Genomic DNA, 21,611 nt, shown 5'->3' with positions numbered 1-21,611 from the left:
CCCCTAGCCAGTACATTCCACGATGGCGGAGAGGCTCATTGCCGCCTCTGCCATCAGCCATTGCTTGAAGCGTGCGCACTTGTCATCCTGCTCCAGCGGCCGAGGCGACAGCAACCAATAGCTGGAGCCATCGCGCGTGAAGCCGTATGGCGCATGCAACTGCGCGCTCTCCAGCTCATCCTGCACCATCAGGAAAGACACCATCGCCATTCCCAACCCGGCAACCGCCGCCTGAACGCACAGGTAAAAGTGTTCATAATCAACCCGGATGCTCCCTTTGGTGGAAACGCCCGCCAGCCGCTGCCAGGCCGACCATGCCTTCGGGCGCGTCCCGGCGTGCAGCAGGCGCACACCGTCCAGCTGCGCCTGGCGGCCTGAGTTTTCCCGGCTCACCGGCCCCATCCATTCATCGCAGATTTTCGCGGCGTGAACCCCCTGATCCCAACGGAAATCGTCACGCCGTAACGCCAGATCGACCCCTGCCCGGGCGAAATCGATCGGCCCGCCGGCGGCGACCAAATGCAGATTGATGTCGGGGTTTGCCTGGTGAAACGCAGGCAAACGGGGAATCAGCCATTTCATGGCGATGGTCGGTTCGCAAGACAGCACCAGCACCTGTTCGCGCGCCGACTGCTGCAAACGGTACACAGCGCCTTCAAGCTGTTCGAACACCGCGAGGGTGGTGGCATGCAGCGAGCGCCCGGCGGCATTAAGGAAGATGGCCCGGTTTCGCCGTTCGAACAGCTCAACACCCAGCGCCTCCTCCAGCAGCCGTACCTGCCGGCTGACGGCGCCGTGCGTCACATGAAGTTGCTCGGCCGCCTTCACGAAGCTGCCGGTTTGCGCTGCCGCTTCGAAAAAGCGGAATGAAGCCAGAGAGGGAAGTTTCATATACTCGATGAAATCTGACAGATTTCCCTCAAGATAAATCGCTTTTTCCACCAGCACAAGCACTCAATAATGGCGCCCTACGGCACAAACGATCTGTGCAAAATCATCGTCAAAACAACGCCTGAACGGAGCTAAAAACCATGAATGAACTGATTGCGGTAGCCACCATCACTATTTTGGCGGTTATCAGTCCCGGCCCCGATTTCGCGATGGTCAGCCGCAACAGCTATGCCTTCGGTTCGCGCGCCGGCTTAATTTCGGCATTCGGCATTGCCTGCGGCGTGCAGGTTCATGTGATGTATACGGTGCTGGGCATCGCCGTGGTTATCGTCAATTCTCCCCTGCTGTTTCTGGCGATGAAAGTGCTTGGCGCCTCTTATCTGATCTACCTCGGGTACAAATCCCTGAGCAACAGAACGGTGCTGAAGATGGAAGACGCGTCCGGGGCTGCGCCGTCATCATGGGCGGCCTTTCGCATGGGGTTCCTCACCAATGCGCTCAACCCGAAGACAATGCTATTCGTCGTTGCCACCTATACGCAGGTGGTTCGCGCCGGAAGCACGCTAAGCCACAACGTTGCCTATGGCCTGTTCATGTCGGTTTCGCACTGGATCTGGTTTAGCATCGTCGCACTCTTCTTCGCCGCCCCCACGATGCGCCGGCGCCTGCTGAATCATCAGCTCACCGTCGACAAGATCATCGGGGTTGCCCTGCTGCTGCTCGGCGTGTCACTGGTGTTTACCAACGTCAGCGTTTAAAAAAAGAAAAACTCAAGTTGCGTTGGCCCCAAGGGGAAGACCTGGGAGCGGACTAACCGTTAAATTTAGCCAACGCATCTGAAGCTTCAGGTATGAAAGTCTATGAGTCCACCCAGAAAATAAGCTGGCTTAATAATGAGGTCAGATCCGTTTTATTATTCGTACCAGTTTTATCTAATATTATTTTTATACGCTGCCGGGCATGTTCATAGCTAATACCGGCCGCCGCTGCGGATTCGATCAAGCTAAACCCTTTGGCTAACAGATAGCAAAGTTTTGCTTCAGTATCCGTTAGCTTGTAAAGATTTTTTAGCAGGGTTGTATCCAACGCCCCTCTGCGCAAGCTGGCATCCGTTATAGAAATTAAAATTAATGCGGGGGTGTATATCAGAGGTTTGCCAAGATCGCGATTGACACGGGTAAATTTTATGATGAAGTTTTTAAAACCACTTCGTACCCCAAACGTCTGATGATGCCCTAGCGGCGTGGCATTTAGCCTTTTCACTTTCTCAAGAAAAAGCTTATTTAGTTCATTATTTATAAAGCTAAGCACGCCCTGACGATACCGAACCAACGTCCCTTCTGCGACAAGCATTTCAGCACGTGGATTCATCTCATAAAGCTTCATTCTTTCATCTACGACGAGGGCCGCTCCCGCAGAAGACAAGGAGATCGCCACTTCCGCCATTACACGCTGCCGTATATTGTTAACACGCTTCTCCTCGGCGAGCAGCCTTAACAGCGGCATCTTAATGGCGGAAAACAGGTGGGGGAAATATAAATCCAGCCTTCTGCTGGACTTTAGTGAGTAATTGAAACATAGGAAAAAATTATCATGTGGCCCCATATCGATTTTCATACCGGACCAGGCTATGCGTTTTCCCAACCTGGAATGATAATCGCAGTAGTATTCGGTATTTTTAAAGGTATCAGCCGGCATTTGCTTCTCAGAAACAAAGATAGATCCACTGGGCAAAGCGGCAATAACCGGAGCCCACGGATTAATGCCGATATAATAGCGTCTATAGCTATCTGCAATGACGTCATCAACACCACACCAGCTCAGCGTCAGCGCTTTACTGGCAAAGGGATCATGGTGAACGGAATGCAATGAAGTACCGGGGATGATTTCCGTGATCTTCTTTAACACCCCGTCCCAGGTAATTTCTCCCCACGAGGCACTTTCCAATACATAGGCTATTTCCAGTGCATCACTGTCTACAGATTCTTTTCTCACTTAAAAATCCTCATATAGTCAGAGAGATACCTCCATCCATGCTTGGCTATAAGGTTTTTAATTTTCCATAAATTAGAAATCATCTCTGAAATTAACATAAGAACAATCTTAAAACCAATTAAATTAAGCAACGAGAAATTAGGAGCGCAGCCAGCCCATAGGGAATAATCCTAAATAATTCGGGTTGCATGATAAAATATTGGATTTTTTAATAAAATAATTGCGCTGGCCTTACGAGAACGAGTTTTATGGGCAGATCAAATCGTTGAACTCAGCCAACACATATTTATTTCAGCAATGCCATAGCTATTAATCCAGCCAACACATCAGTTGACTTAATAATGCAGTCAGTTCCGTTTTATTTTTTGTACAGGTTTTCTCTAAGATTATTTTTATACGTTGACGGGCATGCTCATAACTAATACCCGCCATCTCAGCTGACTCCATTAAACTTAATCCTTTGGCTAGAAGATGGCAAAGTTTTGCCTCAGTATCAGTAACTTTGTAAACACTCTTTAATAGTTTTATATCCAGTTCTCCTCTACGCAGGCTGGCATCTGTTATTGAGATGAAAATTAATGCTGGTGTGTATATCAAAGGTTTACCCAGATCTCGACTGACCCGGGTGAACTTTATAATAAATTTTTTAAAACCACTCCGTACCCCAACCACCTGTTGTGAGCCAAGCGGAGTAGCATTAAGAACTTTAACTTTCTCAACAAAAATATTATTCAATTCGTTATTTATGAAACTAATCACCCCCTGACGATACCTAACTAAACTCCCTTCAGAAATAAGCATTTCAGCGCGAAGATTCATCTCAAAAAGCTTCATTTTTTCATCTACAACCAGTGATGCGTCCGTTGAAGATAAGGATATTGCTGTTTCTGCCGTTACACGTTGCCGTATATTGTTGACACGCATCTCCTCACCAACGACCCTCAACAGCGGCATCTTAATAGCGGAAAGCAATTGGGAACAATATAAATCCAACTTTCTACTTATATTTAACGGGTAATGTAGACAGAAGAAAAAGTTCTCATGTGTCCCAATGTCTATTCTTATTCCGGACCAGGCGACCCGTTGCCCCAACCGGGAAAGATGATCGTTGTAATATTCGGTATTTTTTAATGTACTGGCCGGCATTTCTCTCTCAGAAACGAATATAGTTCCGCTGGGTAGCGCGGAAAAAACCGGCGCCCAGGGATCTATGCCGATATAGTAATTCTTATAGTTATCCGCAATAGCATCATCAATACCATGCCAGTCAAGTGTTAGCGCTTTACTGGCAAATGGATCATGATGTGCTGAATGCAATGAAGTACCAGGAATAATTTCTGCTATCCGTTTTAAAACAGTATCCCAGGTGATTTCTCCCCATGCAGCACTTTCTAATATGTAGGCTATTTCAGCCGCATCATTATCTAAAGACTTTTTTTTCACTTAAAGTTACCCATGAAGTCCGTAAGGTTCAATACGAAAAAGAACAGGCTTGTTATTCTTGCTCATGAGATTTCTTCAAAACCTCCCAATTGGGAGGTTTCGACACGGATGCTTACATGCAGAATTGCCACCAACACAGTGGTTACATACTGGTTACAAGTAGCGGCAACGCATTGGCCTGGTAGTGCCGGAAGCATGCACAAACGACAAAACCCAAACGATGCGCAAATGCGTCTTTTATCTTGCGTTGTGCAGCTTGTAGAAATTTGTTAATTCCATGTTCCGGCACACGAATAACGCCAGCAAAATGAAATGAACAAAAGCGTCAACGCCAATATCAGCACGCAAACACGCGCTAAAAACGCACGTGGCCCTAGCGGCATTGATTTAATCGGGTAAGAAGTATTCGGCGATAGGGAATGGGAAGTCAGAAAATACGGTGCGGAGAAACGGCGGATCTGGCGGTGGATAGCAAGCATCATGAAGATGTCTGCGCCAACCGGTCACTGAGCAATGTCATTGATTTGCGGGTGATATAACAACACCTGATAAAAATTTCGCAGGTTCTTAATGTGATCCGTTGCTGTCGTGGCAGCGCTTACAAAAAGAAGTCACGCTGAGGAATAAATATGGAAATGGCAGGTTACCCTTTTAATCATCATTTTTTTGACTTGGGCATAAAATACTTACATGAGTTAGTTAAACTACGGCAAGATGGCGTCCTTTACTGGGACTTTTCTCGTAAGAATTTTAAGTCATTTTTACCAAAAATCATTTTGTTATATGTTTCATCTGGAAAAAAATCACGCTTTTTTGCGATGATCATACACTTCCCGTTGCCTTATATCTTCGTGGGAAATCAAAAAATATCTTCATCGTGAGAATAAAGGCCGGAGAGGACGTATTACTGAATGACTTGCGGTCAGTAGCTAAAGGTGAACAACCTCTTATTCCTGAAGAAACCCAAAAGAACCGCCTGACATGGAAAGAATACCATCTATTAGATGAGATCTTACGTGGTAAAAAAATCATTTCAATCTCGAAAGAGAACATTGAATCACACAAGACAACCTATTCACGTGTTCAGAGTATTACTAAGAAGATGAAAGTAAGAAAAATTGCAATGCTGATTATGAGTTAATCAGTCTGCAAGAACGTAGGAGATCCTCCTAAAAACCAATGAAGTGCTGCAGTAAAAATTATCATCGGTCATCACATAAAAAGGAAGTTTCAATGAAAAAACTTGTTTTAGCTACACTCATCACCTCGTCATTCATTAGCGTTTCTGCCTTAGCCGACGTTACGGCGTCCGCTACGGCAAGCTGGGATGCGAGCGCAACCAAAGATACGACCAGTGCACTGGTCGTTACCCCACTAAAATCACTGACGTTTGAGTACGCGGAAGGCATCCAGGGTTTTAACACCCAGGACGGCGCGTTTGATATCACCATTCAGGGGCAGTCCGGCGCAACCGATTTTACCCTGACCTCGCAGATTGTCAGCAATACCCTGACGCGCAGCGCCGACGCGTCCACCTTGGACGTCGGCGTCGCCTGGAACGGTACCGCATTGTCCAACAGCAGCGTAACAACGCTGATCGATACGGCTAACAACGTGTCTTCCGGTCTGGATGCGCTGGCAGTAAGTTCGGCCTACGCCGGCAGCGATCGCACCAGTACCCAGGGCGCCTTCACTTTCTCCATTGATTCCGCCACCTCGGACGGTTCTACAGCCGCCGCCTTTGCCGATCTGGCAGATGGTTACTGGAGCGGCGACGTCAAAGTTCAGTTCACCGCTAACTGGACGATTTAATCGTTCCTGACGCATAACGGCTGAACCGGCACGTTGTTAATATTGCGCGAAATTAAAGGAGGGTTTACCCCCTCCTTTAATGAGGTTTTTATGAATAAAGTTTTTACTCTTTCCTGGTCTGTTTTAGCCCTACTGCCTTTAATGGCGCAGGCTGTCAATGTGGGCGAGGTAACATCCATGATGGCGCCTGACGAATTCAGCCTGTCAAAAGAAATTACCAACACGACAGATTCCGCACGCTTTGTCAGCGTCACAGTTTATCGCCTATCGTCCCCAATGGCCGAAGGCGTGATTATTCCGATGGAAAGCAAATCGGAACTCTTATCAACGCCTTCAAGCCTCATTCTTCCAGGCAATGCCAAAGATAACTTCCGTTTTTTCTATAAAGGCCCTAGTGACAACAAAGAGCGTTATTACCGGCTTTCATGGACAGACGAACCTATTACAGAGTCAGGTTATACGCAGAAAAGCAAACAGGGCCAGGCCACCACGTCTGCCGTTATCAATACCATATTAGTCGTAGGGCCGCGTAAAGAAAACTTCGATTTCAAACGTGATGGCGACACGATATATAACAGCGGCAATGCAGCATTCCGTGTCATCTCATTCGGAACCTGTAAAGACAAAAAAATGGACCAGGGCAAAGGGTGCCGTGAACGATATTACATCATGCCTGGCAAGAGCGTTAGGATAAAATATACCGATATTACAAACAATAAAACACGCATAGGTATTTGGCACGGCAAGACTTATATAAATGTAAAATAAAAGAGCGGAATATGGATAAATGGACTGGTTGCATAAAAGCGGCGGGGGTGAGTATTTTCTTTATTTCTTGCTCGTCGTCCGGAGCAGAAAAGCAAACATCGGTCAAGCTAGGCGAGTATCTCATCCCTGGCGTATTTGCCAATGCGCTGAATCAGGGCATGAGGGTGCCCGTGTTTATTAAATATAGCGGTGATGCGCAAAATAATAAAAGCCAACAAAAGATCGCTGATGCCGCACTCGCCATTGACGAAAACGGTTTTCTTATCCGTGAAGTGACGCTGGCGGATCTGCCGAACAACACCGAATTATCCCCTGCGACAAAAGCGATAATCATCGGACTAAAGGATAAACATTTCACCGGCGGAACCACGTTACGCCTCGGTGATGACGCGACCCTCAGTCTGGATATCAAGTCATTTTATCTGGAGTTGACCGTTAACCAACAGGCGCTGGCCGCATCGATTATTCCACGCAGCAATTTGCTCGGCGAATCGACGTCAACCGATCTCTCCTCCGTGCTGAATTATACAATCGGCAGCTATTACAACAAATATTCGAACCGCAATAACGGCAGCAGTTTTATCACGCTGGATAACACCACCTCATTGCGGGAGAACCACTTCAACCTGAATGGTTCCCTTTACGGATTGGGGACAGGCGACACCAGCAGCAACCTTTATCGCGCCATGTACGAGCGTGACTATGAGGGGCGCAGACTGGCACTGGGCATGGTCGACACCTGGAATTTACAGTCCATCGCCAGCATGAGCGCGCTGAATTCCAGCAGGATCTATGGGATAAGCTACGGCAATAAAAGCAGTACGCAGATCGAAGACAATACGCTGTCATTAACACCGATTACCGTATTTTTGCCGAGCGCCGGCGAAGTGCACATCTATCGTGAAGGCCGTTTGCTCAGCATCCAGAATTTCGCCATGGGCAACTATGAAATCGATACCACCCGGCTGCCCTTCGGCGTCTACAACGTGGACGTGCAGGTGGTGGTCAACGGCCAACAGGTTAGCAGCCGTACCGCCCAGATCAACAAAACCTTCTCCAGAAAAAGCAGCCTGACCGGGGAAGTCGCGTGGCAAACCTTTAGCGGCATGTTGCAATACAATCGTATGGACTATCGCCGCGAGACCGAAAGGAGCCTAGGGAAGAAAGAGACCTGGCTTGCCGGCGGCGCCGCGGCGATAACGCTGCCTTACCTGTCGGGCATATCGCTAAAATCCACGTTCTACGGTTTCGATCATACCGGTGTTAACGAAAATGAAGTTAACGTTTCGTTCAATGACACGCTCAGCTTCAACCAACAGATGATGGCCGCGACGGACTCCTCCTGGAAAAGCATCAGTACGCTTAACCTGAGCATACCCGGCGGCTATGGTTCCTTGTGGGGTTCGCGCGAATTGAGCCATATCGGTAATAAACTACCGATTGAAAAAGGTGATTTTTACTCCGCCGGCGCCACCTTGAACCTGAGAAAGCTGACGCCGTATCTGGGCAGTCTGTCCCTCAGCAAAACCGTTAATAATTATACCGGCAACCAATATACCAACATCGACTACAGCCAGACGCTGTACAACACCCGCTATGCCACCATCAGTCTGCGCACCGGCATACAGCGTTATTACTACAACAATAGCAATGACGACGGCCTGCAAGATAAATACGTCAACATTGAGTTCTCCATGCCGCTGGCAACCTGGCTCAGCGCGGGGGTTTCAAGCGAAAACGGCAATATGCTGGCCAATACCAGTATCCGAAAACGCTTTGACAACAGTGTGATTACCAACGCCGGCGCGTCATTATCCAAACGGATCAAAGGTGGCGACGACAATAGCTATACCGCAGACCAATATTCACTGAATGGCTTTGCCTCTTACGATACCAAATATAATGCGGGCACGGTGGCGATGACGCATACCTCGGAAAATAACACCAACCTGAGCCTCAGTTCGCAAGGGTCGGTGGCGTGGTCTGGCCGCAACCTGGCGCTCAGCAAAGACAGCCAGCGCGCAGGCGTGCTGGTCAATACCGACTTCGCAGAAAAAGGCACGGTTGCGGCGCAGGTTAACGGGCGCACCTATGCCCTGTCCGGTAAATCCAATTTTATCGCCCTCCCCCCTTACGCAAAATATACCGTTGAATTAATGAACGATAAAAACTCCGAGGACAGCGTGGATATCGTCAGCGGCCGCAAAAACAGCGTCGTGCTTTATCCCGGCAACGTCAGCGTGGTTAACCCGGAAATAAAACAACTGGTGACCGTATTTGGCCGCATTCGCCACTCAGATGGCCAATTGGCGGTGAATACCGATATTCATAACCATATCGGTAAAACGCAAACCGATGAAAAAGGCGAATTTGCCATGGACGTAGATAAAAAATTCCCATTCATCACCCTGCTGGAAAGGAATGGCAGCGTTTGTGAAGCCGAACTCAATTTGCAGGGGGCAAGAGGCGCCGTATGGCTCGGTGATATTCATTGCGTCAGCCAAAATCAGACTGCGCAGCAGGAAGAAAAGGAGAGGCAATATGTTTATTAAACTACGCCAGACGCTGTTTTTATTGTGCAGCCTGGCGCACGGCGCAGGGGCGTTGGCCGCCACGGCCTACAACAGCGGCTCCGGGAGCAATACTTACCTGTTTATCGAGAATAACATCGATAATGAATATGTGGTGACGCCGGGCGCCCTCGATCCACGTTTTTCCGGCGCTAACGTCTGGACCAAATATTCAACCAACCAGACCAGCCTGGGTTATATGGGCTATGTCGGCTGGGCATCCGCCAATACCTATTATGATATGTGGATTGATAATTCCCCTATCACGGAACCATTTCAGGGCATACGCTGCATGTCGTCAGGCACTACCTGCCCTTCCGTTGGTTATATTGCCGGCGCAGCCACCGACGCCAACGGCTTTTACCACGCGCTGGCCGGCAGCAGCGTTTATAATGGCAGCTACGGCTTCGCCTCGTTTTCAGCCGCGGCGTATCAATATTTCAGAGAAAAATCCGTGGGATCCAGCGACAGCTTTACCCTGAACTGGTGTTTTACCTCAACCAATTATGACTATGCTGCCGGCACCCGATGTAAAGATCTGACCAGCAATGCGACATGGTACTACTACACCCTCACGGCCACCAAAGTCGGCCATTTAACGCTTAACAGCACCGGCGCGATGTCTGAACTTTGGGTAGCCAGTGACGGTACTCCCAGCGTGAATAGCGGCAGCGACATGTGCAGCATCGCGACCGTTAGCGGCACGTCCGGCGTCATTTGCAAAATGGTATCTTACTCTTTGCAACAAACCCAACAGGTCACCGCCGCATTATATTTCAGAATGGTGCTGGATACCGCCGCACTCGGCTTTACGCCGGCGGCCAACACAGTTAGATTCAGCGGTGACGGTTCCACCTGGTACAACTACAGTGCCAACACGACCTACAGCAACGTATTTACCACCGCGGGCAACTATGTCTATGTCTTCCTCTCTAATACCTTCTTTAGCAATATTCTTAACAACGGCGTGACCATTTCTAACAATAATTCGCTGTTTACCTTCTATTTTACTAACGCGCTGACGCCGGAATCCGGCTATTACCAGTTCACAGCCTCCAATTCGCTCAACGTGACGCCGAAAGAATACGGCATTAGCATTGTTGCCACGGATGGCTCGGCCAACCCAAGCGCATCGGGAACCATCGGTAGCACATCGCCGATAGAATTTGACTATAAGGTCACCACGTCCGCATCCCGGCAGGCGGACGCCATTACCGCACAGGTAACGGGCAACAGCACTACCATCAATGACACGCCCTACTGTTTATTTACTTCGGCGGACGGCACATTAAACGTGCCGATTCCAGCCTATTTGTCTTATGTTTCGGCGGCAGGCGCGACGATAGAAAGCCGCAATAGCTGCAGTGAAGCGGCTATCGACATCACCAACGCTAACTGGACGCAAACGGCCTGGAATGCGGCGCTTGACGACGGCTACTACTTCACCACCACGCTAAAACTATTATTCCCAATGAATGATACGCGCTCGCTGTACACGGTAAGCGGGGATGACTGGGCCGGCACGGTCAGCGCCAGCGGCGAAGTGAATGTCACCGCAACCTGGGTCGGTGTTGATCCGTAAACCGCCAGGCCAGGGGCTCCGGCATGCCGGAGCCCGATGACGTATTCAACCGTATGATTGAGAGCACGCCGTGACCAAACACATGATTCTGGCCCTCCTTTGGCTGTTTTCAGCCAGCGTGAAAGCTGTTTATTTTGACTCTATTATTTATGAGATGCCGGCGGACAGAGATTTCATCGCCAAACAGCTTTTTAATGACACGCAAAAGAATAATATCTACACCATTTCCGCCTACCGGATAGATCGCCCGGGCGTCGGCGGCGAACACCGTTTGCCGATGGAAAATGGTGAACTGCTCTATGCGCCGCTGAAATTCTCCGTCGCCGCCAATGGCAAAGAGTACTTCAAAATATTTTACCGTGGCCCCCGCGACGATAAAGAGCGCTATTACCGCATAACCTTCACGGAATCGCCGCTGACGTTATTCCCGTTGAAACCGGCTGACCGCAAGACCTATATCTTCCCTGTTGTCGCCATGAACACCATTTTAGTGGTGCGGCCCAGAACATTGCATTTTTCCTACCGGCTGGATGAGCTGAATGGGACGTTACAAAACAACGGCAATACGTTCTTTCGCGTGATAATTCAAAAAGGTTGCAATGGCGATGATGAAAGCTCCACACAGTTCTATATGCTGCCCGGCGAAACTTATAAAAATAAAAGTCTCAGCGCCAAAAATAAGAAATATTTAGTGGCAATGGAAAGATACATCAAGCTGGGGAAAAGCTGTTTCAGTCATCCCCCGCAATAAAATCCCCCCCCACCGCACCGGTGCAGCGTCACTGCATTTTCCGGGTACCGGGTTACCCCAGCACGACAGCATACCGCTGAAAGCTGGTATGTTCGGCATCTCCGCAGTTAGCTGTAAGGGGTTAAGCCGCGTTTATGCCGCCATTCAGGGCGACAAAAGCCCCCGCGCACATCATAAACCACCGTTTCGTCATAGGCCCGGAGCCCCGCTATGGGTGCGGGCCCCGATAAGATAATTGTGATTCAGGTCTAAAATCACTCATTCCATTCTTGTATGGTAGTATCTGCACGCCTATCTTTAGGTCATCAATTAAGATCACGGACGTATTCACATCACATATGTTAATCCATGCTGGCCATGGATTAATGCCGTAATTCTATCATGGATGAAATCGTTTTTATTTGAATAGCCTGCCACCTCAAACTCAGGTGTCGGGTACATTCACCTTTTATTTATCAAGGTGAGTGGTTTTTATTTTCCTGTTTCGTTACCCGCAGGATAAACCATTATAAACTTTTACCTTATGCAACGAGGTGTTAAGAAATGGGCAGCGAAGAAACACCATTGGCCGATCATGAAAAAAATACACATGATTACCTATCCCCGGTAGACACATCCAAACGGCCCGTCGAAAAACGCCGTTTTTTCCCTAAAGCGCACCCATTATCCTGGTGGATGCTGGTGATAACTACATGCGCTATTTTAATGAACTCAATTGACAGGATTATTTTACCCACGCTGCTGCCCGCCATTATGAAAGACTTTAATCTGACGGAAATACAAGTAGGCTGGCTTAACTCATTAAGTTTTTTCGGCACATTAAGCGGCGCAGTGATTTTCGGCATATTTTCTGATGTTATCGGCACAGGCTATAAACGCTGCTATAGCTGGACCGCAGCGGTGTTAGTTGAAGTGATATCGGGGGTCGCCACCGCGTTTTGCAAAACCCTGGGTGCGTTTCAGGCATTGCGCGTGACCATGGGAATGGGAACCGGCGGCTCCGAACCTATCAACGTGGCCATGCTGGGGGAATGGTGGCAAAAAGAAAATCGCGGCTTCGCCATCGGTGTGCACCATACCGGCTTCCCGTTAGGGCAGTTTATCGGCCCGGTGTTGATTGCCGGCATCCTGACATTCGGCACCTGGCGCCAGGCGTTTCTGTTTATTCCGCTGATCGGCCTTTCGATCGTTGTGCTGCAGTTTTTTATTTGCACCAAGAAAAACCATCAACGCGTGATGACATGGATTGAAGAAAACAACCTCACCGTACCGGTAGAACCGGTAGACGAGACCAAACGGGACAGTTTTAGAACCACGTTGGGCAAATCCTTGTCATGCCTGAAAAACCGCAACTGCCTGTTGGCGATACTGCTGATCTTCGGCTTCACATGGGCGGAAATGGGTATTGCGAACTTCCTGACGCTGCAATTAACCCGTGATGTGGGGCTGCCTCTTGGAACCGCAGCCATCATTTCCGGCGCCTCCGGCATCACCGGTTGGATTGGGCAAATCCTCTGGGGCGGCTATTCCGACGTCAAAGGCCGCAAGCGCTCGCTCGGCGTGATCATTTTCGGTTGGATGATCGCCACCGCTTTGTGTACGTATATCCATTCCGCCGCTTTTGGCTGGGCCATCTTGATTTTCTGGGGGCTATTCAGAAATTCCCCCTATCCGGTCGCCTATGCGCTGTTGATTGATTCAGCGCCGAAAGCGGCGGCATCCAGTATGGGGTTAATGATTGGCCTGGCGGTCGGCATCGCCGGTATCCTGGTGGCGCCAATCACGGGCTGGATTATCCATGACTATGGTTTTAATGTGCATTACATGATTATTGTTGGCGTTCTGGCGCTGTCTTGCCTGCCGCTTTATTTCATTAAAGAAACCATAGAACATAAGGATATTTAAAATGAATATCGAGCTGCTTAACGCATTACGCGACTATGAACTGATTGAATTAAACCATACCTATGAAGCGGCAATGCCCGTATGGCCAACGCATCCCAAATTTTTGCTGGCTGATTCAGAAACCTATGCCGCCGGGGACGGTAATTATAATAATTTACTGCAAATGGGCGACCACTGCGGTACCCATGTGGATTCCCCATCGCATTTTATTCCAGAAGGAAAAACCATCGAACAAATTAATGTCAGGCGGCTAATCGGCCGGGGCGTAAAAATAGACGTATCAGATTATCCCGACGATAGCGAAATTACCGTCGCCATGATCCAATCGTGGGAAAAAAGCAACGGTGATATCCAAGCCGATGATATTGTTTTGTTCCGTACCGGCCACGATAAAAAATGGCGGCTGCGGCCGGATCATAAACCTTTCTTATCCGGTTGGTCGGGCTTATCTGCGGCCGGCGCAGAATACCTTTTGGCGAAAGGCGTGAACGTCATTGGTTCCGATGCCATGTCGCTCGATGCCTGGTCGAACTCCAGCTACCCTGCGCATCAGATTATTTTGGGTTCAGGCAAATTGATCATGGAAAACCTGGCCAATTTGGATAGCGTCCCCGAAACCTTCATTTTTATCGCGCTGCCGTTAAGAATCAAAGGGGGTTCAGCCTCCCCGGTAAGGGCGATCGCATTGGTATAAGGCTATCCAGACATACGCCACTTGTACGCTGGCTAGCCATTCTGGTGTTTCCCCTTACCCGGCCAAACGCCGGTAAAGCACGCAGGCCGTGATATTGCCGGGCCGTCAATCAAATGCCGCAGTCAGATCCCCTGCCTGCGGCGAAGTCCCAGCTTTTTCCGGGCACCGCGTCCATCAGCTGTTGCGTATAGGGATGCTGTGGTGATGCCAGCACGTCGGCTGCCGCCCCATACTCGATCACCTCACCATACCGCATCACCAGCACGTCGTCGCACAACTGCGCCGCCACCCGAAGATCATGGGTGATAAATAAAATGGCGACGCCCAGCCGCTGCTGAATATCATTAAGCAGTTGCAGCACCTGTGCCTGTACCGAGACGTCGAGTGCCGACACGGCTTCATCGGCGACGATCACATCAGGCTCCATCGCCAGCGCCCGGGCAATAGCGATACGCTGCCGTTGCCCGCCGGAAAACTGGTGCGGATAACGGTCAATGGCGTCGGCCGGCAGCCCAACCAACTCCAGCAATCTTTGCCCTTTCGCCCAGGCCTGGGCAAAGGAGGCGCCGTGGTTCATCGGGCCTTCCACTAAACTTTTGCCAATGCTGATGCGCGGATTGAGGGAACGGTTCGGATCCTGGAAGATCATCTGGATACGTTTGCGGTGCGGTTTAAGCCCGGCGGGCGACAGTTCGGAGATATCATTGCCGGTAATACGTATCGCGCCCTCGTCAGGCGTCAGCAGACGCATCACACAACGCGCCATCGTCGATTTACCAGAACCGCTTTCGCCGACAATCCCCAGCGTGCGGCCACGTTTAAGGCTGAAGGTCACATCATGCAACGCACGGGTGCCCTTGCGCCGCTTGCCGAACCAGCACAGCGCGCCGCCTTTAGGCGGATAAATTTTCCCCAGTTCAACAACATCAAGCACCACCTGCGCGCTGATCGCCGGGCGCACCGGTCTTGGCGCCAGGCTCGGCACCGCTGCCAACAGGGCTTTGGTATAGTCCTCGCGCGGCTGCGACAGCACTTGCCGCAAGGCGCCGGCTTCAACGATATTGCCCTTGCGCATCACGCAGACGCGGTCGGCGATGTCCACCACCACGCCCATGTCATGGGTGATAAATAACACCGCGGTACCGTGTTTTTGCTGGAGTTCGCGGATCAGTTTGAGGATTTGCTGCTGGGTGGTGACATCGAGCGCGGTCGTCGGTTCATCCGCGATCAGCAGCCGGGGTTCGAGCACCAGCGCCATGGCGATCATAATGCGCTGCCGCTGGCCGCCGCTAAGCTGGTGCGGATAGGCGTCATAAACACGGGCGATATCCGGCAAATGCACCTGCGCGAGGGCGTCCAGCACACGCGCATGACGTTGCGCAGCGCCGAGATCGGTGTGCGTTTGCAGCACTTCATCTATCTGCCGCCCCACGGTCAGCACCGGATTAAGCGCGGTCATCGGCTCCTGGAAAATCATCGCCATATGGCTGCCGCGCAGCGCCTTCAGCCGCCCATTGGTGACCTGCAGCACGTCTTCGCCATCCAGCAGAATGCGCCCGCCAACCACCCCGAGCGCGCCTTTCGGCAGCAGGCCAAGCGTCGCCAGCGAGGTGACCGATTTGCCTGAACCGCTTTCACCGACCAGGCAAAGTGTTTCCCCGGCGCGGATACTGAAGGAGATGTCCTGCAAAATTGGCACGCCTTGCGCGGTGTTCACCGACAGGCGATCGACATGCAGGATAACGTCATGCTGTTCACTCATGCTCTCCCCCTTTTATTCAGCCGCGGATCAAGCGCATCGCTCACCCTATCCCCCAGCAGGTTAATCGACAAAATACACAATGAGAGAACCAGCCCCGGCCACAGCACCAGCGAAGGCTTAAGCTGGAAGTAGACGCGGCCTTCGGAAATAATGTTGCCCCAGGTCGGGATTTCAGTGCCAATCCCCGCGCCAAGGAACGACAGAATCGCTTCCGTCAGGATCGCAGAGGCGCAGATATAGGTACTTTGCACAATCAATGGCGCCAGCGTGTTGGGCATCAGATGCCGGGTAAGCACCTTGAAGGTCGACGTCCCGCTGAGTATCGCGGCTTCGACATAGGGTTCTTCACGCGCCGACAGTACCCGCGAGCGCACCAGGCGAACAACCTGGGGGATTTCCGGGATCATGATCGCTACCATCACCGTCCAGATACCGGCGCTGCTCAACGAGACAATGGCAATGGCCAACAGGATGCCCGGGATCGCCATCAGGCCATCCATCACCCGCATCAACACGGCGTCCACGCCGCGAAAATAGCCCGCCAGCAGCCCCAACGGCAGGCCTATCAGCACGCTCATCGCCGTAACGCCCAGCCCGACAATCAATGAGATACGCGCGCCGTAAACAATACGCGAAAACAGATCGCGCCCATAGGCGTCGGTGCCCAGCCAAAACGCCTCGCCGGGCGGGCGGAGGCGAAACGCCGGCGCCAGCGCCTGCGGATCGTGATTGGCGATCCAGGGCGCAAATATCGCCATCCCGACGATCAGCGCCAGGATCACCAGCGCAATGGCCGGCATCAGCGGTATACGCGGCAGTTTGATCAGCCGGCTGCGGGGTGCCGGCAAGATCGCTGAAACAGGTTTGCTCATGCCATGCCCCCTAATAACGAATACGCGGATCGCTCAGCGCGTACGACAGATCGATCAGCAGATTGATGATGACATAGACGCCGCTGGTCAGCAGGATCATGCCCTGGATAACCGGGTAGTCGCGCGCCAGCACCGCATCAACGATCAGCCGCCCCAGCCCCGGAATATTAAATACGCTTTCGGTCACCACCACGCCGGAGATCATCAGCGCAAAACCAGTACCGATCACCGTCAGAATCGGAATCATTGAATTACGCAGCGCATGGCGGAACAGCACATGGATCTCCGGCAACCCTTTGGCGCGGGCGGTACGAATGTAGTCTTCCCCCAACACCTCCAGCACGCTGGCACGGGTCATGCGCGCCACCAGCGCGATATAGACCGAAGACAGCGTCAATGCCGGCAAGATAATGCGTTGCGTGAACGGCCAGGCCCCCAGGGAGATGCTGCGAAATCCTTGTACCGGCAACCATTTCAGTTCGATGGCAAACAGTGTGCTCAACAGATAACCAATCACGAACACCGGTATCGAGAACCCCAGCACAGAGGAAGACATCACCAGATTGTCGATCCAGGTGCCATGCTTCCACGCCGCCAGTACCCCCAGCGGCACCGAAATCAGGATGGTGAAAGTAATCGCGACCAGCGCCAGGCTCAGCGTCGGCTCCAGACGCTGACCAATCATGGTGATAACCGGCGTCTGGGCCATCAGGGAAGTGCCGAAATCGCCCTGAAACAGTTGCGCGATCCAGACAAAAAACTGTTGATACAACGGCTGGTTCAATCCCAGACTTTCACGAATCGCGGCCAGTTGCTGCGGAGTCGCCATATCACCGGCAATAATCGCCGCCGGATCGCCCGGCGACAGCCGCAGCAACAGGAAAACAAACAGCGCCACCACCAACATCACCGGAATGGCCGCCAGCACGCGGCGAATAAAGTAACCAACCACAGGAACCTCCGAAAGGCGTATTTGCCCGGTAACTAGTCGCTTTTCTCAACGTTCCAGAACACTGTGGACGGGCCGGTCATCAAATGGCTGATATGGCTGCTCCACGCGGCCACATCATAGAACTGGCCCAGCGGAATGTAGCTGACCTGCGCCATCGCGCGCTTTTGGATCTCGACGGCGATATCTTTCTGCCTGGCCGGATCGGTCGCGGTCGCAAAATCGATCTTAAGCTGATTCATCTGCGGATCGGTCGGCCAGCCAAACCACGCCCCCTGGCGCCCACCGCCATCGAGCATCGGATTGACCACCGGGTTCCAGATCGTTTCGGCATTCCAGTAGGTGAAGAACAGGTTCCAACCGCCCTGTGACGGTGGGTTCGGGTTGGCGCGCCGCGACACCAGGGTCTGCCAGTCCATCGGCTGCAAATCGACCTTGAAACCGGCCTTGCGCAGCGCCTGCGCCGCCACCACCGGTTGCGACGCCTGGCTCGGCACGTCGGTCGGCTGCATGATCACCACCGGCGTGCCATCGTAACCGGCCTTCTTCAGCAGCGCCTTCGCCGCTTCAAGATCGCCGCCGTTCAGCAGCGTTTCACCGCCGGCCTGGCTTTCCAGCGCGGTGCCGCAGCCGAATACCGATGCGCACAGCTTGAAGTACTGCGGGTTGCCGACCAATGCGTCGAGCACATCCTTCTGGTTCATCGCCAACAAGGCGGCGCGGCGGATATCCGGATTATTAAACGGCGGGTAGAGAAAATTCATCCGGCCGCCGGTCATCGCGCCCAGCTTGCTCAAGGTGCCGGACTTAAGGTTCGGATCGGCCTGCACCATCGGCAAAAGATCGATGGGCAACTGTTCGATAAAGTCGATGTCGCCGGAGGATAATGCGTTGATTGCCGTCATCCGGTCCGGCATGTTGATCCACTCAACACGATCAACCTTCACCACTTTACCTCCCGCAGTGCCGCTGGCCGGCTCTTTGCGCGGCACGTATTGCTGGAATTTTTCATAAACCACGCGATTGCCGGGATCGAATTCCCCGGCGACAAACTTGAACGGGCCGGAGCCGGTGTAGTCGGTGATCATTTTGCCATCGGGGGTATTCGCGACGCGTTCCGGCATCATAAACGCCGCCACCGACGAAGGCTTCGCCAGCAGTTGCAGCACATAACCGAACGGTTTCGCCAGCTTCAGCGTGATGGTTTTGTCGTCGGTGGCGGTAATGCTGTCGGTGTACTTCATCATCAACTGACCGCCGACATCGTAGCGCGCCCAGCGTTTGAGGGAGGCGACGCAATCGGTGGCGGTCACCGGTTTGCCGTCATGCCATAGCAGCCCGTCACGCAAGGTGAAGGTGTAGGTCAGGCCATCCGGCGAAAGAGTCCAGTCCGCCATTTGCGGCTTCGGCTCCAGCTTCTCGTCCATGCCAATCAGGGTGTCGTAAATCATGTAGCCGTGGTTACGGGTGATTTGCGCCGTGGTGGCGATCGGATCCAGCACGCGCAATGAAGATGACATCACCGCATGCAAGGTTTTCTCCGCCGCCAACGCGGATGGGGCGATGAACGCGGTGCTCACGCCGAGAGACAACAGACAAGCGATCAAACAACGGGACGGATATAGTTTCACGTTAACACTCCAGTAAATAGCAACCCCGGCTGTTGGGCGTTGCGGTGTGTGCAATGTAATGTGACAACGCTGGGCGCCAGAAACCGCGGCCTGCCGCCGTCAGCTGGTTAGCGCCAACGCACGATCGATATAAAGCTGGCGTAAACGCCGGGTCACTGGGCCAGGCTTACCGTCGCCGACAGGCTGGCCGTCGATACTCACCACCGGGTAGATAAATGAGGTGGAGGAAGTAATAAAGGCTTCTGCGGCGCCTTTTGCTTCATCCAACGTGTAGGCCCGCGTTTCAAGACGCAAACCCTGTTGATTAAGCAGCGCAATCAGGGTACCGCGGGTAATGCCGGGCAGCAGAACATGCGACAGCTCACGCGTGATCACTGCGCCATCACGGCTGACAATAAACGCATTGTTAGACGTGCCTTCGGTGATCAAACCGTCTTTCACCAACCAGGCATCATCCGCGCCGCGTTGCCTGGCCTGCTCTTTCGCCAGGCAGGCGTACAGCAGCTGCGTTGTTTTAATGTCGCAACGCCCCCAGCGTAAGTCCGGCAGGCTGATAATGTTCATGCCCTGCTCGGCCAGCGGGCTGGCGAGGATATTTTTGGCCTGGGTGTAGAGCACCAGCGTCGGCGGCGTGCCGGCCGGCGGAAAAGCAAAGTTACGGTCTTCAACGCCGCGGCTCACCTGCAGGTAGATCAGCCCCTCCTGCAGTTGGTTACGGGCGATCAACGCCTGATGGATAGCCAATAACGCATCGTTATCCAGCGCCAACGTCAGCGCCATGTCATCCAGCGAGCGCCGCAGGCGGGCCAGGTGCAACTCAATATCCAGCAGCTTGCCTTGCAGTACGGCGGTGACCTCATAAATGGCATCGGCAAAGGTGAAGCCACGGTCAAAAACCGAAATCTTCGCTTCGTTTTCAGCAATGAATTCACCGTTCAGGTATAAGGTACGCATAACGCGATATCTCCGGGTTACGGGCGCTCAACGCCGGTCTGGCGGGTGATAATGCCGTAGTGTTCGATGCGCCGGTGGCGGGCAAAGTCGAAGATGGTGCTTTTGCCAAACTGGCACAGATCCATATCGCAGCGGTGGGTAATCAGCTCATCGCCCTGCCCATTCGCTCTGGCCACCACAAACCCGTTGGGATCGACAATCACGCTGCCCCCCATTAGCGGAAAACCATCCTCTACGCCGGCCTTCGCAACCCCGACCACCCAAGTGGCATTCTGGTAAGCGCCGGCCTGCATGCAGAGCTCGGAATGGAACAGCCGTTGCGTTTCGCCTTCGCCGCGTTGCAATGAATTGACCGAAGGGGTGTTGTAGCCCAGCGTGATCAACTCCACCCCCTGCAAGCCCATGACCCGATAGGTTTCTGGCCAGCGGCGATCGTTACAGATGCACATACCCATCACCGCCCCCAGGTTTTCCCAGGTTGGGAAACCAATATCACCCGGTTCGAAATAGCGCTTTTCCAAATGCTGAAAATCACGATGGGGATCGAACTCGACATGCCCTGGCAGGTGCACTTTGCGGTATTTGCCGACGATATTGCCCTGGCGATCGGTAACGATTGAAGTGTTGTAATGGTGACCATCGGGGGTCAGCTCGGCGTAACCAAAGGTGATGGCGATGCCGTGCTCACGGGAAAAATCAAATAATGGCCGCGTGACGTCATTCGGCATTTCGCGCTCAAACCAGCTGTCGACTTCACGCTGATCGTCCATATACCAACGAGGAAAAAACGTCGTCAGGGCCAGCTCAGGGAACACCACCAGTTCGCACCCTTGCCGCCGCGCCTGTTCCAGCAACGCCAGCATCCGCTGGACCACACTCTCTCTCGAGTCGCTTTTCTGGATCGCGCCCAACTGAGCACCGCCAATTACGATTTCGCGCATGCACGCTTCCTCCACAAGGCCGACCCGGTGTCGGCAACCCTTTTGCATTGCATAGGGCCATTGTGGGAAGTTCAGCGCCGCATGTCGTATA

Annotated in this window: 17 protein-coding genes; 8 read left to right on the top strand and 9 right to left on the bottom strand. The window is 52.3% G+C overall.

All coding sequences use genetic code 11. The features are described 5' to 3' along the window. Positions 1-3 precede the first annotated feature (3 nt). Positions 4-891 carry a LysR substrate-binding domain-containing protein gene (locus ACN28Q_RS21870; RefSeq protein WP_095849149.1) on the bottom strand — a complete coding sequence of 296 codons (888 nt, stop codon included), beginning with the start codon at positions 889-891 and terminating at the stop codon, positions 4-6. Positions 892-1,031: 140 nt separating this feature from the next. Here ACN28Q_RS21870 and ACN28Q_RS21865 point away from each other — a divergent pair, with 140 nt between their 5' ends. Then, a complete protein-coding gene (locus ACN28Q_RS21865; RefSeq protein WP_095848269.1) occupies positions 1,032-1,649 on the top strand; it encodes a LysE family translocator in 618 nt (205 codons plus the stop codon). A 100-nt stretch (positions 1,650-1,749) separates the two neighbouring features. Here the strand turns inward: ACN28Q_RS21865 and ACN28Q_RS21860 are convergent, their stop codons facing one another. Together ACN28Q_RS21860 and ACN28Q_RS21855 are read right to left on the bottom strand one after the other, a co-directional pair. Beyond that, positions 1,750-2,886 (bottom strand): helix-turn-helix transcriptional regulator, encoded by a 1,137-nt coding sequence (locus ACN28Q_RS21860; RefSeq protein WP_095848268.1) that lies wholly within the window; start codon positions 2,884-2,886, stop codon positions 1,750-1,752. Positions 2,887-3,195: 309 nt separating this feature from the next. After that, entirely contained in the window at positions 3,196-4,329 is a 1,134-nt protein-coding gene (locus ACN28Q_RS21855) for a helix-turn-helix transcriptional regulator (RefSeq protein ID WP_095848267.1), read from the bottom strand. Positions 4,330-5,562: 1,233 nt separating this feature from the next. Between ACN28Q_RS21855 and ecpA the strand changes: the two genes are divergently transcribed. The 7 genes from ecpA (at position 5,563) to ACN28Q_RS21820 (ending at position 14,411) form a co-directional block, all read left to right on the top strand. Next, complete coding sequence (ecpA, locus tag ACN28Q_RS21850; protein ID WP_095848266.1) at positions 5,563-6,141, top strand: common pilus major fimbrillin subunit EcpA; 579 nt, start codon at positions 5,563-5,565, stop codon at positions 6,139-6,141. A 90-nt stretch (positions 6,142-6,231) separates the two neighbouring features. Further along, positions 6,232-6,909: an EcpB family pilus assembly chaperone gene (locus ACN28Q_RS21845; RefSeq protein WP_095848265.1), complete on the top strand. Its 678-nt coding sequence runs from the start codon at positions 6,232-6,234 to the stop codon at positions 6,907-6,909. Positions 6,910-6,920: 11 nt separating this feature from the next. Beyond that, a complete protein-coding gene (locus ACN28Q_RS21840) occupies positions 6,921-9,461 on the top strand; it encodes a TcfC E-set like domain-containing protein (RefSeq protein WP_145957822.1) in 2,541 nt (846 codons plus the stop codon). Continuing rightward, entirely contained in the window at positions 9,451-11,061 is a 1,611-nt protein-coding gene (locus ACN28Q_RS21835; protein WP_095848263.1) for a fimbrial adhesin EcpD family protein, read from the top strand. Before ACN28Q_RS21840 ends, ACN28Q_RS21835 begins: the two co-directional genes overlap by 11 nt. A gap of 70 nt (positions 11,062-11,131) precedes the next feature. Next, positions 11,132-11,812: an EcpB family pilus assembly chaperone gene (locus ACN28Q_RS21830; RefSeq protein ID WP_413541221.1), complete on the top strand. Its 681-nt coding sequence runs from the start codon at positions 11,132-11,134 to the stop codon at positions 11,810-11,812. A 705-nt stretch (positions 11,813-12,517) separates the two neighbouring features. Then, on the top strand, positions 12,518-13,717 hold the full coding sequence (locus ACN28Q_RS21825; protein WP_230469558.1) for an MFS transporter: 1,200 nt from the start codon (positions 12,518-12,520) through the stop codon (positions 13,715-13,717). Position 13,718: 1 nt separating this feature from the next. After that, positions 13,719-14,411 (top strand): cyclase family protein, encoded by a 693-nt coding sequence (locus tag ACN28Q_RS21820; RefSeq protein WP_095848261.1) that lies wholly within the window; start codon positions 13,719-13,721, stop codon positions 14,409-14,411. A 109-nt stretch (positions 14,412-14,520) separates the two neighbouring features. On the opposite strand, the gene ACN28Q_RS21815 is transcribed toward ACN28Q_RS21820, so the two are convergent. The 6 genes from ACN28Q_RS21815 to ACN28Q_RS21790 all read right to left on the bottom strand — a co-directional run bounded on the left by ACN28Q_RS21815 (position 14,521) and on the right by ACN28Q_RS21790 (position 21,520). Further along, positions 14,521-16,173, bottom strand: coding sequence for an ABC transporter ATP-binding protein (locus tag ACN28Q_RS21815; RefSeq protein WP_095848260.1), 1,653 nt, complete (start codon positions 16,171-16,173; stop codon positions 14,521-14,523). Further along, on the bottom strand, positions 16,170-17,045 hold the full coding sequence (locus ACN28Q_RS21810; protein WP_095848259.1) for an ABC transporter permease: 876 nt from the start codon (positions 17,043-17,045) through the stop codon (positions 16,170-16,172). Before ACN28Q_RS21810 ends, ACN28Q_RS21815 begins: the two co-directional genes overlap by 4 nt. A gap of 10 nt (positions 17,046-17,055) precedes the next feature. Then, positions 17,056-17,997, bottom strand: a complete 942-nt coding sequence (locus tag ACN28Q_RS21805; protein ID WP_095848258.1) for an ABC transporter permease — start codon at positions 17,995-17,997, stop codon at positions 17,056-17,058. Positions 17,998-18,029: 32 nt separating this feature from the next. Beyond that, entirely contained in the window at positions 18,030-19,625 is a 1,596-nt protein-coding gene (locus ACN28Q_RS21800; RefSeq protein ID WP_095848257.1) for an ABC transporter substrate-binding protein, read from the bottom strand. A gap of 99 nt (positions 19,626-19,724) precedes the next feature. Next, on the bottom strand, positions 19,725-20,579 hold the full coding sequence (locus tag ACN28Q_RS21795; protein WP_095848256.1) for a D-amino-acid transaminase: 855 nt from the start codon (positions 20,577-20,579) through the stop codon (positions 19,725-19,727). Positions 20,580-20,596: 17 nt separating this feature from the next. Next, positions 20,597-21,520 carry an N-carbamoyl-D-amino-acid hydrolase gene (locus ACN28Q_RS21790; RefSeq protein ID WP_095848255.1) on the bottom strand — a complete coding sequence of 308 codons (924 nt, stop codon included), beginning with the start codon at positions 21,518-21,520 and terminating at the stop codon, positions 20,597-20,599. Between the last annotated feature and the right edge of the window lie 91 nt (positions 21,521-21,611).

This window comes from Gibbsiella quercinecans, assembly GCF_002291425.1.
GTDB classification, from domain to species: Bacteria; Pseudomonadota; Gammaproteobacteria; order Enterobacterales; family Enterobacteriaceae; genus Gibbsiella; species Gibbsiella quercinecans.
The sequence above is the reverse complement of the archived record's forward strand: the minus strand, read 5'-3'. Positions and strand labels throughout refer to the sequence as shown.

Excerpts from the sequence above, each read along its gene's own strand:
- ACN28Q_RS21820 (WP_095848261.1), top strand. The coding sequence starts at position 13,719 with ATGAATATCGAGCTGCTTAACGCATTACGCGACTATGAACTGATTGAA.
- ACN28Q_RS21795 (WP_095848256.1), bottom strand. The coding sequence starts at position 20,579 with ATGCGTACCTTATACCTGAACGGTGAATTCATTGCTGAAAACGAAGCG.
- ACN28Q_RS21790 (WP_095848255.1), bottom strand. The coding sequence starts at position 21,520 with ATGCGCGAAATCGTAATTGGCGGTGCTCAGTTGGGCGCGATCCAGAAA.
- ACN28Q_RS21845 (WP_095848265.1), top strand. The coding sequence starts at position 6,232 with ATGAATAAAGTTTTTACTCTTTCCTGGTCTGTTTTAGCCCTACTGCCT.
- ACN28Q_RS21835 (WP_095848263.1), top strand. The coding sequence starts at position 9,451 with ATGTTTATTAAACTACGCCAGACGCTGTTTTTATTGTGCAGCCTGGCG.
- ACN28Q_RS21870 (WP_095849149.1), bottom strand. The coding sequence starts at position 891 with ATGAAACTTCCCTCTCTGGCTTCATTCCGCTTTTTCGAAGCGGCAGCG.
- ACN28Q_RS21840 (WP_145957822.1), top strand. The coding sequence starts at position 6,921 with ATGGATAAATGGACTGGTTGCATAAAAGCGGCGGGGGTGAGTATTTTC.
- ACN28Q_RS21865 (WP_095848269.1), top strand. The coding sequence starts at position 1,032 with ATGAATGAACTGATTGCGGTAGCCACCATCACTATTTTGGCGGTTATC.
- ACN28Q_RS21810 (WP_095848259.1), bottom strand. The coding sequence starts at position 17,045 with ATGAGCAAACCTGTTTCAGCGATCTTGCCGGCACCCCGCAGCCGGCTG.
- ACN28Q_RS21815 (WP_095848260.1), bottom strand. The coding sequence starts at position 16,173 with ATGAGTGAACAGCATGACGTTATCCTGCATGTCGATCGCCTGTCGGTG.
- ACN28Q_RS21825 (WP_230469558.1), top strand. The coding sequence starts at position 12,518 with ATGAACTCAATTGACAGGATTATTTTACCCACGCTGCTGCCCGCCATT.
- ecpA (WP_095848266.1), top strand. The coding sequence starts at position 5,563 with ATGAAAAAACTTGTTTTAGCTACACTCATCACCTCGTCATTCATTAGC.